The organism is Bacillus sp. FSL H8-0534 (assembly GCF_038005885.1).
GTDB lineage: Bacteria > Bacillota > Bacilli > Bacillales > Bacillaceae_G > Bacillus_A > Bacillus_A pseudomycoides.
In genome coordinates this window covers 1,279,495-1,291,681 of the sequence record NZ_JBBOUC010000001.1, presented here as the reverse complement: position 1 = coordinate 1,291,681, position 12,187 = coordinate 1,279,495, and the positions used below count along the sequence as shown (strand labels likewise).

Below are 12,187 nucleotides of genomic sequence, written 5' to 3'. Positions count from 1 at the left end.
TTATTGATTATATAACTTATATGGGGTGTTTATGATGAAGGGAAGAGACGTTGTTTTAGGGCTATTGATGGAAAAAGAGTTGTCTGGCTATGACATAAAAATTGTATTTGAAGATGTGTTCACTCATTTCTTTGATGGAAGCTTCGGTATGATTTATCCAACTTTAAGACAGTTAGAGAAGGAAGGAAAAATTAAAAAAGAGGTTATTATGCAAGAAGGAAAGCCAAATAAGAAGATGTACTTCATAACGGATGAAGGAAGAGAAGAGTTTTATCAATATATGAGGACTGATGTAGAGAAGGATGTGTTACGCTCGGACTTTTTAATGCGAATGTATTTTGGTAATTATGCTGATGGAGAGACAATGAAGAGATGGATTGAAGAAGAAATTGAAAGGAAAGAAGCATATATTGCAGATCTTCGCTTGAAATATGAGAAATGGAGAGAGGGTATAACATTTGTAGAGGAGATTTCGCTTGATGTTGGTATTGCATCGTATGCTGCACAAGTTGAGACATTAAGGAAGAAATTAGTCCAACTTACACTGGAAGAAGATAGGGAAAACAAGGAATAAAAAGAAGTGCTAATTTATAAAGGGGGAGATTGCAATCGAGCAATCAAGGGGGCTTAAGATAGTGTTTTTGATGTGTTTAGGTATTTTTCTTTGTATGATTGATACCACCATTATGAACATCGCTTTACCAGCAATACAATCTAGTGTAAATACGTCATTAGAAAAAATGTCATGGATTTTAAATGTGTATACAATGACAATTGCTGTGCTAGCAGTTCCGTTAGGGCGTATTGCAGATATTTTTGGTAAGGCAAAAATGTATATCATTGGTTTAATCGTTTTTGGTGGTGGTTCCGCACTTTGTGCATTTGCGAATACTGGAGATTTTCTTATCTTTTCTCGCTTTATTCAAAGTATAGGAGCCGCGATTTTATTTCCGACGAGTATGGTAATTGCAGTATCAGCAGTTCCGTTAGCTAAGAGACACATTGCGCTTAGTATTTTAGGAGTAACACAAGGGTTTTCGGCGGCAATCGGACCAGTGATAGGTGGGGTTATTACAGAAAATTTAGGTTGGAGATGGGTATTTTTTGTCAATATTCCGATTTGTGTAATTGGAGTTGTTTTATGCTTTGTTATGCTACAAATAAAAAATGAAGAACGTATTAAATCCAAAATAGATTGGATCGGATTAGTATTAAGTAGCTCTGCAATTTTCTTTTTCACCCTTGTATTAGTTAAGGGGAACACATGGGGTTGGCTGAGTAACGTAGCGTGGATTTGCTATATTACTAGTATTCTCTCTCTCTTGTTATTTATTTTAGTCGAAAGAAAAGTTTCAGCGCCTATGGTGAATTTGCAGCTATTTAAAGATCGAACCTTTGTTGGAGCATCTATTGTGGTCATATTAAGCAATCTATTTTTGGTTGGAGTAACTGTCTTACTTCCGACTTTTCTTACAAAAATACAATATCGAACAGAAATGGAAGCGGCTTTTTTAGTTACACCTATTTCAGCAATGATATTTATTGTTTCCCCACTATCTGCAACGCTAATTAAAAAGCTTGGGAAAGTTTTTATTATTTTATCGGGTTTCATAGTGATGAGCATAGCGTATTATTGGTTACAAATGATAGGAGTAGATTCAACAAGTGCAGATATTATTATTCCTTGTATGATATTAGGTGCTGGATATGGTTTAGTCGTAGGTCCCATTACGATTTTAAGTGCTTCTTCATTTGAAGGGGAATTACTAACCGCTTCCCAAAGCATTGTATCGATGTTGAGACAAGTAGGGATTGTATTAGCTGTTGCTATATTTGTATCAACTTTAACTCATAATCTATCTGTAAATAAAGACAATGTTTATCGTTATGCTGAAGAGAAAGTTCGTAATATTCATGTGGATCAGGTTGAGCAAGAAAAAATATTGCAAATAACAAAAGAAAAAATCCGAAATAAAAGTTTAGAATCAAATGCTGAAAAAAAACAAAGTGAAGACAATCTCGGCTTGAGCAAGGAACAAAAAGAGAAATTGATTCATGAAAAAGTGAATGAAGCTTTAAATGGAGTTCCAGTGGAATATAGAGAAGGAAAAAGAGAAGAAATTACAAGGCAAGTAACAAAAGAAGTGGAAGAAAAAGAAAAAAGTATAAAGAAAGATATCCTTGCATTCTCAAATGATGTTAGTCATTATGCCGAAAATAAGATGGCAATGAGCTTTACAGATTTATATAAAGTAAGTGCACCAATTATTTTACTTTGTGGTTTGGTGAGTTTGGTGTTTTATAAAGGAAAGTTTCGAGTTGGTAGGAGAAGAAAAGGGTTAACGAGTAAGGGATGGTGAAGTAAATAAGGAATTAATATGATTTGATTAATGAGAGAAAAGCATTCCACAGCTGCAATGGTGGAATGCTTTTTTTATTTTAGATAAAGTGACTAATCGCTTAAAGCTCTTTTGAAAATATGCTTTGAGCTAATTCTTTAAAACTCGTTTCGTCTCTCGGTACGATTGATAAGTCCTCATGCCAAATCTCAACAATTTCCCAGCTATTTGTAGTTTGAAAGCCTATCGCATCGCCAGCAAAGTTATCACCAAATAATAAAACAGTTTTTATTTCTGGGTTTTCATCTGCGTCATATATTTCATCCGCTTCAATAAGTCCTCCATAGAACATAAAATACGCATTAGAAACAGATCCGTATCCAACTTCTTTTAAGAAGATAATGTAATCTTGGGGTATACCATTAAGCATAGATTCTCATCAATAATGGATTCAGTTAATTTACTAAAATCATAATCAGTTGGTGCATCATGGATCTTTTTTAGAATATCTTTGTATACCATATGTACACACTCCAAACGTTTTTGTGTAACCCCATATTATAATTTTATCTGTTTTGTTAACTTTGATTTTTCTTATAAACCATAAATCTTATATAACTTGCTTATTTATCTTTTATATTTCTAATTCTAGAGATACACACTATGAAATAAAGGCTATTATTAGCACAATACAAAATCCATATTTAATTATATTTGGATAAAAAAGAGAAATCAATACAATTTCATTTTGAAAATATAGAAAAAAGTGGAGTAACACATTTTATCCCGTAAAAGCTCGATTCGTTCAGCTAACCATCGGCGGGGAAGTGAAGACTCCCACTGATGGAAGTTTCACTTTATATTCGGAAATAAGTTATACGGTTAGAATTTTAATGGGGTTTATTGGAATAATACTAGGAGGTATATAATGTTTTTTGTTTAAAAAGGTGTCTCAATGATTGAGATACCAGTTCGTAATTGGTATGGATGGTGATTACAATAGAACAACAATTACATTATCTCATTTCGCATTTTGGATATTTCGGGATTATTATTGCTTTAGTGGGTGGAATTATCGGGTTACCGATACCTGATGAAACGTTGTTAACGTTTGTAGGGTACTATGTATATAAAGGGGAAATGAATTTTCTACTTGCATTACTAAGTGCATGTATCGGTTCGTCAATTGGTATTACTATTAGTTATTTGTTAGGAGTGAAACTTGGGATTCCGTTTTTAAAGAAATTTGGTCCGAAAATACATATTACAGAAAATAAAATAAATCGAACACAGATTTTGTTTCAGAAGATTGGTCCTGCCTTATTATTTATTGGCTATTTTATTCCTGGGGTTCGCCATGTTACTGCCTATTTAGCGGGTATTTCTCGTTTTCGATTTTGGACTTTTTGCCTTTATGCATATTCAGGAGCATTATTATGGAGTTTCACCTTTATCAAGTTAGGATTAGAACTGGGAGAAAAGTGGCGTCATGTAGTACACTATGCTCACCGTTATAGCCTCATTCTTTTAATTGTGCTAGTTATCCTTGTGGGTTTGATTTTTGTATATTTTCGCTTCAAAAAAGATAGAAACTAAGTTATCCCGTTATTCGTGAGCAGTAATACTCCCACTTCAAGATATTCTCAGTAATTTTTTGGCATTAAAACGAGTAATTGATTATGATACAAGCCTTATTACACAAGGAGCGCTGGAGATTTATTTGAAAAGTGGCATGTTTCATACGCACAGTAAGCGACTTGCAAAAAAATATGCAAAAAAATCGATACTATTACATCAAGAAATTAAAAGACAACTCCAAGATTGTGAAGTTAGCATTGACTATAAAAGGTCGATTTCTCTTGATACAAAGTTACATCTTGCCTTACCGTAAAATATGAATGCAATTGAGTTGATTCAACGTTTACATGCTGAACATGTACTATTGAGGCCTATTGATGAAAATTATTTATCAAATTTTTATAAAGAAAATATCATTAAAATAGATGCAAGAAATATAAATGCATCTATTATTTCAACCGGAATTCAAACTATAGTTCAAACAATATCTAGAATGAGCTAAGTAGTTGACTTGTGAATGACTCCTTCTTAACACTCTTATGAGTTGTTTGAAGAAGGGGCTTCCTGCTTCATAGAGGGTTGCTGCTTGGGGTTTCCCAAGCAGTCTTACATATTCTCCACAGGCGCCGTTTATACTGTTTGGACACAACCTTGCCCTTCAGTTTCAGTCTTCCGTCGTTCTCACATGTAATTGTTCTAATCCTTTTTGCAAAATGTTTAGACTCGCATTGTGATCCCGGTCTAATATCGTTCCACACTTTGTACAAATATGTGTCCGAATCGATAGGGATTTTTTTACGCGATTTCCACAGCTTGAACAATCTTGTGATGTGTATGCTGGATCTATTTTTACAAGTAGACCTCCAAATTTTTCGCACTTTTACAAAAGCATCTTGCGAAAAGCGCCCTAGCCCACATCAGAAATCGACTTTGACACTTTTCGATTCCGAACCATATTTCGGATATCGAGATTCTCTATACAAATCACCGATAAATCTTTTCATATAAACACTTTACATAAGTTAAACTATCAAAATGAAAAAAGAACCTTACAAAAATGTAATGTTTATGTCACAAAATAAGATAGTACATTGTGAGTAATCTTATTAAAATTGAATAGATTATGATTTGTAGGTGGAAACAATAAAAAAATATAATAAGAATTTATTAGAGTCCAAAGGTATATTTTGTTGAAATGTAGCGTGGACTCTATAGCAATAAAGGAGATTATGTAATGAATTTTAAAGACTTAGATTATGAATGGTTCAACTTTATAAATAGTAAGGTACAGCAATATCCACTGATAGATGATGTAATGATTATATTTGCAGAATATGTACAATATGCTTTCGTGTTACTACTCATCCTGTTATGGATAAAGAATAAACCTCAATTTCGTGTAATGGCTTTTCAATCGATTGTTGCGTTTACTTTAGCGTATTCCATCAATAGAATTATCGAGATATTTATTTATAGAGAGCGTCCTTTTGTCTCACATAACATCACAAAACTTGTAGATCATGCTGCCAATTCTTCTTTTCCAAGTGATCATGCAACATCAGCTGTTGTAATTGCAGCTACACTATTGCTATCTGCCTATCGTTTTAAATATACTTGGTTTTTCTTAGCACTTGGTGTAGCTTTTTCGAGAATATGGGTAGGAGTACATTATCCATTGGATGTAATTGCAGGATGTGTACATGGAATATTAATAGCATTATTTACGCAGTACGTTGTATTTAAAATACGACCTTTCGCTACATTAATTGCGAAACCTATTTTTCAAGGGAAAACTAGCTAAAAGAGTCGAGTCGGTTGGATGAGTGCTAACATGCGCATAGGAGAATAGATAATAGCAGAAACATGTTACACGATTTTTAGTAAGTATATATTGAAAAATGTTCTATTGTGAAATCATGTAAATGAACCAATCATCGATATCATCGAGGGTTGGTTCTTTTTATTATAGAGAATTTTACTCAATACTTTTTCTCATTCCTCAGAAAGGTTCTATATGCATCAAAATCTTCACAGGGATAGAAAGCATTTGTAAAGAAATTATGTAATGTATATTATAATATTAAATTTAAACATTATAATTTTAAATGAATGTATCGTATACTGGGTTTAAAACTAAATGAAAATGTATATGAGAAATTGAAGGTGAGAAGTTTTGGATTGCATTCAAAAACTAACTAGTATTTATGGCTTAGGGCTTTGTTGCGGATTGTGGAGCAAAGAAGAAGTAATTCAATGGTGTGATAAAGTGATTGAAGTGAGTGACTGCCCGCCATATGAAATAATTGAGATATCCTTAATGTCTAAAGAAAAGATAGATGATATTGAAGGGAAGTTATTTGAGTTTAGTAGAATAGTTGATGAAGAGTATGCTGTGAAATTAACTCTTTCTGTAATTCATGAAAAGTTAGTACGAAATGAGCTAATGATTGAAGAGTCAATTAAATCCACAACTAGACTTTTAGTCAACAGAGGTTTGTATTGGGAAGATGAATATGGTGATTTATATAGTGTTGATGATAGTTATGAATTAGCTAAAAATGGCGATCATTTTGATTTAGTTGAAGTTGTTAACATTTACATTGAAATGTTAGGGTTTTATGGTAAATATTTTAGTGAGTTTGAAAATTTGTATTTTAAAGTAATGGAGAATAAATGGGGTAGATAAAAGAATTGAAGATAAATTTAGTAACAAGAAGGCTTATTCGTAATCATATTAACAATGTGATGTGTAGAGTTTGCAAATAAATGAGAGAATCTTAGTTTAATAAATAAAAAACATTTGTGCCTAAGAAAAAACTGCCCTAAATCAAAGTATTTGGGCAGTTTTTTTGTTTTTCTCTTTTAGAAAGAAAAGAACGGATGAAAATGTTATTGAATATGAAACATTAAACATAGTACATTTAAAAAAGGAAAATCTTTCATAAAGAAGGTGAGAAAATGCTTGATACAGCTGATGGTTCAATAAGGAATCATATGTATACAGTAGAAGAACAACAAAAGATATATAAACGAACATTAGTGATCGTAAGTATTTCACAAATGTTTGGTGGTGCGGGATTGGCTGCTGGAATTACGGTAGGCGCACTTCTTGCGCAGCAAATGCTTGGAACAGATGCATTCGCGGGATTGCCAGCAGCCATGTTTACAATGGGATCTGCAGGAGCAGCTTTAGTAGTAGGCAGGCTTTCTCAGCGTTATGGACGCCGGATCGGGCTTGCGACAGGATTTATGGTAGGAGGGCTTGGTGCTATTGGTGTTGTAATCGCAGCTTTAACAAATAGTATTATTCTCTTACTTGCTTCCTTACTCATATATGGTGCAGGCACAGCCACAAATTTACAAGCCCGTTATGCCGGTACGGATTTAGCAAATAAGAAGCAAAGGGCAACTGCTATTAGTATTACAATGGTTATGACGACTTTTGGTGCGGTAGCAGGACCAAATTTGGTAGGGGTAATGGGGAGCTTTGCTCTTTCTATTGGTATTCCTGAACTTGCTGGTCCGTTCATATTATCAGCAGCTGCATTTTTGTTAGCAGGTCTCGTACTTTTCGTTATGCTTCGTCCAGATCCATTAATAATAGCGAACAGGATAGAAACATATAAACAGGAACATACAAATAAAGGGCGTGCGATAACTGAGAAATCGATAGCAAATAAAAGGGGCGTTACAGTTGGGGCCATCGTTATGATACTTACTCAAATTGTTATGGTTGCAATTATGACTATGACTCCCGTACATATGGAACACCATGGACATGGATTAAATGAAGTGGGCCTTGTTATTGGATTTCATGTAGGAGCAATGTACCTTCCATCACTCGTTACAGGAATTCTTGTTGATAAGATTGGTCGAATGGCAATGAGTATTGCTTCCGGAGTTATACTACTTAGTGCGGGAGTGGTAGCTGCCATTGCACCGAGCGATTCTTTAATTCTCCTGATCATTGCTCTTTCTTTACTTGGATTAGGATGGAACCTTGGATTAATAAGTGGCACTGCTCAAATTGTTGATGCAACAGAACCTTTAACGCGTGCAAAGACACAAGGGAAAGTGGATGTTTTTATTGCATTGGCAGGAGCTTCTGGGGGAGCGATGTCAGGCATGGTGGTAGCGAATTCGAGTTATGCGGCATTATCATTAGCTGGAGGGGCTTTAGCCTTATTACTCATTCCTGTTGTGATATGGTCTAGAAAAGGTGAAGAACATGAAATAAAATAGAAGTCCTGAAAGTTTTGCAGATTGATTTGTACTGACAGAGAAAAAGAGATGGATAAATAGTTACTAAAAGAAATCAAAGAAGTTACTGCACAAAATGAATCTCATAAAATTGTAAGAGGTATATCTTCTTTTAATAGCTTAGTAGAGGATGAAGCCCTCCGCTGATAAAAGGTGTACTTTAGTAGAAGGCTTGTCTGCAATCATATTAGTAATGTGATGCAAAAACTAAGGGTTAGAGGAGTACACAAGCGGTTATTGAGCTTTTTCATATAGAAGAACTGAAATTATAATAGATGGGCCAACTTTGTAGAAAAAGTTGGCCATTTTTTCTATTCTTTTTCGCTTTATACGAATTACAGTATAGAAACAGAGGAGATATGTTGAAAATGCATGGTTGATTTAACAACATTGCAAAATCAACCATGTATTTTCAAAGTTTCTTTGCAATAAATCTTCTTTTTTGATCCAGAAATATAATAAGCCAGTGTCTCCCCAATCCATTTCAGATTCATCATTGGTATCAAGTTGTAACAGTAACATCCAATCTTGGGCGCTGCCAGGCAAATGTTTTATCTCTTGATCTGAGGGGTACCCATTTCCTAAATAGATTCCGTTTGTAACAAGATGACACTCTTCCGCCATTGCTTCTGATTGTATAGCTTGTGCGGAGCCGAGTAAATGATGCAATCCATCGATATACAATTCTTCTATTTCTTTATAAAGATCCCATTCATCATCATTTGATAAACCTGTTTCTCCGACTTTTTCTTTTGCTAATGTCCAAGTTTCTTGAAAGGAGATGATGGAAGGAGGGAACACTTCTGTTTGAAGTTCTCGTCGTTTTAGGTTTTCTATATTTTCTGTGTACAGAACGCGATGACCTCCAATATCTCTTAGGTCAAACCCCCATGGTTGTTCTTCTGCGTCATAAAAGAAATATAACATGCCCTTCGTAGGTAGTGGGTTTCCTTTGTGATAAGGTTGTATTTCTTCTAAATTCAGCTGTCCAATAAAGTGTAACGGTATGTCGTTGTATGTTGGAATCTTTAATTCATCAGGTAAGTCTGGAAAACCTCCTAATTTTGAGGTTCCCACTGCTATTTGCTCATCAGATCCTTTACGTAGACGAATTTGAATTGTTGGCTCAAGAGAATTTAAAATATGCTTTTCTAGATGCATGGCATTATATTTTTCGAGTACATTTTGTAGCGTTTTTTGCATTATGTATCACCTCGTTTTTATTGTACAACAACTTCTAGTTGCACTAGTGTTATTTTCTGAATAAAATCAAAAATATTGAAAATTATGTTAAAATAGCGTTAGTGTAGGAAAAGGGGGATTATTTTATGACAAAAGATCGTCTTGCTCAAGTAGATTTAACGAAAAGAATGGAATCAAAATCAAAGTATAATAAGAAGCTTGAAAAGTATCAAAGGCGCTTATTAGCGTTGCAGCAAATTTTACAAAAAGAAAAAATAGCCGTTATTATGGCGATGGAAGGTTGGGATGCGGCTGGAAAAGGAGGGGCAATTAAACGAATTACTGAGCATCTGGATCCGCGTGGATTTCAAGTAAATCCAATTGGTGCGCCTGCTCCTCATGAAAAACGTTACCATTATTTGCAACGCTTCTGGAGGAAAATTCCTCAGTATGGTCAAATCACAATTTTTGATCGCTCTTGGTATGGTCGTGTATTGGTAGAGCGTGTAGAGGCATTCGCTACAAAGGAAGAATGGAATAGAGCATACGATGAAATCAATGATTTCGAAAAATTATTAACAGATGATCATTACATAGTAGCAAAATTCTTCTATCATATTAGTAAAGATGAGCAGTTAGTGCGATTTAAAGATCGAGAGAAAAATCCTCTTAAGAGATGGAAAATTACAGATGAAGATTGGCGCAATCGTGAAAAGTGGGATGAATACGCCCGGGCAATGGAAGAAATGTTTGAGAAAACAGATAAACTGAATGCAAGATGGAATATTATCGCTAGTAACGATAAATTATATGCGCGTGTGAAAACATTGAAAGTGATCATTTCATTGATTGAGGATTATTTCTTGCAGCATAGAATAGAATTGCCATCATACTATTATGAAATGAAAGAAGAAAAAGAAGAGATTGAACACGTGCAAGATATAGGTCGTTAAGCTTGTATGGGGTGAATTCGATTCATTAATTATAGATTTCACCCATAAAGTGATGCAAAACAAAAGACGAGAACTTTATTAAATTATGCGTAAAAAAATGAAGAATGCAGTAGAAAAATAATGATTTTATTTATGCCCGTAAGTGAAGTTTAATGTTGTGAAAACTACATAATTATGCTAAGATTTATGTAACTTTTAATGAACGGAGGGGTCTCCTTTGATTTTAATCAGATTACGTCTCAAAGCTTTGTGCCGATAATTGAATAGCGCTCAAAGGCTCTGTCTGTGTACAGAGTGAACGGGATTGGTCTGCCTATTTTAAAGGAACCCTTTATTGAACTGATATGTGAAAAGAGGGAGGGACGAATACGCCCTCTTTTTGTTTTGCCTTTATAATAGAATGATGTGATATACGTATATGTTTTTGGAAACGTATATCATTTGTGACGTATTAACCATGTAGCAATTTGGAAGCAATGTTGCTTTCTTTTGTTTATTTGGTGTACTCTCATCCGTTTACGAAAAACACAGGCAGTGACCTGTGTTTTTTAATTTTACGTAATCGAAATGGAGGAATAAATATATGGAAGAACTAGTACAAAAAGCGATATTAGTTGGAGTTAATTTAAATAGTGAAAGTGATTTTGAATATTCAATGGAGGAGTTAACGAATCTTGCAGAAGCTTGTGATGTGGAAGTTATAGGGAGAGTTACTCAAAATTTACATCGCGTGAATCCATCACATTATATTGGAAAAGGGAAAATTGAAGAGGTTTCTGCTTTTGTGAAGGAAGCAGATGCGAATATGGTTATTTTTAATGATGAGTTATCGCCTTCACAAATTCGAAATTTAGAAGCTGACTTAGATTGTAAAGTCATTGATCGTACCATTTTAATTTTAGATATTTTTGCGCAGCGTGCTAAGACGAAAGAAGCGCAGTTGCAAGTTGAAGTCGCGCACCTACAATATATGATGCCGCGTTTAATCGGTCTTCGTGAATCTTTAGGAAGACAGAGCGGCGGCGTTGGTACGAAGAATAAAGGTGTCGGTGAGAAGAAATTAGAGCTGGACCGTCGTAAAATTGAAGAGCAAATTGCAGTATTAAATAAAGAATTAGAAGCGCTTGTTGCACAACGTCAAACGCAGCGTAAACAGCGTAAGAAAAACGAAATTCCTGTTGTTTCATTAGTAGGATATACAAATGCAGGTAAATCAACGATTATGAATACGATGCTTGAAATCTTTAATGGTTCGACTGAGAAGCAAGTGTTTGAAAAGGATATGCTATTTGCGACCTTGGAAACATCCGTACGCAATATTGAACTTCCAGATAATAAATCATTCTTATTAACAGATACAGTTGGTTTTGTAAGCAAATTACCGCATCATCTTGTGAAAGCATTCCGTTCAACGTTAGAAGAAGTAGCGGAGGCGGATTTATTGATTCATGTAGTGGATTATGCAAATCCAAATTATGAACAATTAATTGAGATTACAAACCAAACATTAAAACAAATTGGTGTTGAAAACATCCCAACGATTTATGCGTATAATAAATCAGATATGATGGATGTTGAAATTCCGAAAATCCAGGAGGACCGAGTATATCTATCTGCAAAACAACAAATTGGGATTGAAGAGCTTGTAGAAATGATTCGTTCTTACATTTACAAAGAGTATACAAAGTGTGAGATGTTAATTCCTTATGATCAAGGGCAAGTTGTATCCTATTTCAATGATCATGCTCATGTTGTATCTACGAGCTATGAAAATGAAGGTACAAAACTTTCACTCGAATGTAAGACGAGTGATTTTGAAAAATATAAGCGTTTTGTTATTTAAAATGAAAAAAACATTGATTTTATTTGAAATTT

At 34.4% G+C, this 12,187-nt stretch carries 11 protein-coding genes and 1 pseudogene; 9 read left to right on the top strand and 3 right to left on the bottom strand.

All coding sequences use genetic code 11. From position 1 onward, the window contains the following. Positions 1 to 34: 34 nt before the first annotated feature. The gene (locus tag MHH71_RS06680) at positions 35 to 574 is read left to right on the top strand and encodes a PadR family transcriptional regulator (RefSeq protein ID WP_033798803.1); all 540 of its coding nucleotides are present in this window, start codon (positions 35 to 37) and stop codon (positions 572 to 574) included. Between the two features lie 34 nt (positions 575 to 608). Continuing rightward, positions 609 to 2,360: an MFS transporter gene (locus MHH71_RS06675; RefSeq protein ID WP_033798804.1), complete on the top strand. Its 1,752-nt coding sequence runs from the start codon at positions 609 to 611 to the stop codon at positions 2,358 to 2,360. 100 nt (positions 2,361 to 2,460) lie between these two features. On the opposite strand, the gene MHH71_RS06670 is transcribed toward MHH71_RS06675, so the two are convergent. Further along, on the bottom strand, positions 2,461 to 2,769 hold the full coding sequence (locus MHH71_RS06670; RefSeq protein ID WP_006094437.1) for a hypothetical protein: 309 nt from the start codon (positions 2,767 to 2,769) through the stop codon (positions 2,461 to 2,463). Positions 2,770 to 3,338: 569 nt separating this feature from the next. Between MHH71_RS06670 and MHH71_RS06665 the strand changes: the two genes are divergently transcribed. Together MHH71_RS06665 and MHH71_RS06660 are read left to right on the top strand one after the other, a co-directional pair. Next, positions 3,339 to 3,935 carry a DedA family protein gene (locus MHH71_RS06665; RefSeq protein WP_033799635.1) on the top strand — a complete coding sequence of 199 codons (597 nt, stop codon included), beginning with the start codon at positions 3,339 to 3,341 and terminating at the stop codon, positions 3,933 to 3,935. A gap of 58 nt (positions 3,936 to 3,993) precedes the next feature. Next, the gene (locus tag MHH71_RS06660) at positions 3,994 to 4,230 is read left to right on the top strand and encodes a hypothetical protein (protein WP_006094439.1); all 237 of its coding nucleotides are present in this window, start codon (positions 3,994 to 3,996) and stop codon (positions 4,228 to 4,230) included. Positions 4,231 to 4,581: 351 nt separating this feature from the next. Here MHH71_RS06660 and MHH71_RS06655 read toward each other — a convergent pair. After that, positions 4,582 to 4,908 (bottom strand): annotated as a pseudogene (locus tag MHH71_RS06655) (RNA-guided endonuclease InsQ/TnpB family protein); the annotation flags it as partial. Between the two features lie 243 nt (positions 4,909 to 5,151). On the opposite strand from MHH71_RS06655, the gene MHH71_RS06650 reads away from it, so the two are divergent. From MHH71_RS06650 to MHH71_RS06640, 3 genes are all read left to right on the top strand, one after another. Next, on the top strand, positions 5,152 to 5,718 hold the full coding sequence (locus MHH71_RS06650; protein WP_006094441.1) for an undecaprenyl-diphosphatase: 567 nt from the start codon (positions 5,152 to 5,154) through the stop codon (positions 5,716 to 5,718). 372 nt (positions 5,719 to 6,090) lie between these two features. After that, positions 6,091 to 6,603: a hypothetical protein gene (locus MHH71_RS06645; RefSeq protein WP_033798805.1), complete on the top strand. Its 513-nt coding sequence runs from the start codon at positions 6,091 to 6,093 to the stop codon at positions 6,601 to 6,603. A gap of 272 nt (positions 6,604 to 6,875) precedes the next feature. Beyond that, positions 6,876 to 8,159 carry an MFS transporter gene (locus MHH71_RS06640; protein WP_006094443.1) on the top strand — a complete coding sequence of 428 codons (1,284 nt, stop codon included), beginning with the start codon at positions 6,876 to 6,878 and terminating at the stop codon, positions 8,157 to 8,159. A 399-nt stretch (positions 8,160 to 8,558) separates the two neighbouring features. Here MHH71_RS06640 and MHH71_RS06635 read toward each other — a convergent pair whose 3' ends face one another. Continuing rightward, positions 8,559 to 9,380 carry a YwqG family protein gene (locus MHH71_RS06635; protein WP_006094444.1) on the bottom strand — a complete coding sequence of 274 codons (822 nt, stop codon included), beginning with the start codon at positions 9,378 to 9,380 and terminating at the stop codon, positions 8,559 to 8,561. Positions 9,381 to 9,505: 125 nt separating this feature from the next. Here MHH71_RS06635 and MHH71_RS06630 point away from each other — a divergent pair, with 125 nt between their 5' ends. Further along, complete coding sequence (locus MHH71_RS06630; protein WP_006094445.1) at positions 9,506 to 10,312, top strand: polyphosphate kinase 2 family protein; 807 nt, start codon at positions 9,506 to 9,508, stop codon at positions 10,310 to 10,312. A gap of 583 nt (positions 10,313 to 10,895) precedes the next feature. Further along, positions 10,896 to 12,155 carry a GTPase HflX gene (hflX, locus tag MHH71_RS06625; protein WP_003206751.1) on the top strand — a complete coding sequence of 420 codons (1,260 nt, stop codon included), beginning with the start codon at positions 10,896 to 10,898 and terminating at the stop codon, positions 12,153 to 12,155. Positions 12,156 to 12,187: the final 32 nt, after the last annotated feature.

Excerpts from the sequence above, each read along its gene's own strand:
- MHH71_RS06650 (WP_006094441.1), top strand. The coding sequence starts at position 5,152 with ATGAATTTTAAAGACTTAGATTATGAATGGTTCAACTTTATAAATAGT.
- MHH71_RS06680 (WP_033798803.1), top strand. The coding sequence starts at position 35 with ATGAAGGGAAGAGACGTTGTTTTAGGGCTATTGATGGAAAAAGAGTTG.
- hflX (WP_003206751.1), top strand. The coding sequence starts at position 10,896 with ATGGAAGAACTAGTACAAAAAGCGATATTAGTTGGAGTTAATTTAAAT.
- MHH71_RS06630 (WP_006094445.1), top strand. The coding sequence starts at position 9,506 with ATGACAAAAGATCGTCTTGCTCAAGTAGATTTAACGAAAAGAATGGAA.
- MHH71_RS06640 (WP_006094443.1), top strand. The coding sequence starts at position 6,876 with ATGCTTGATACAGCTGATGGTTCAATAAGGAATCATATGTATACAGTA.
- MHH71_RS06670 (WP_006094437.1), bottom strand. The coding sequence starts at position 2,769 with ATGCTTAATGGTATACCCCAAGATTACATTATCTTCTTAAAAGAAGTT.
- MHH71_RS06635 (WP_006094444.1), bottom strand. The coding sequence starts at position 9,380 with ATGCAAAAAACGCTACAAAATGTACTCGAAAAATATAATGCCATGCAT.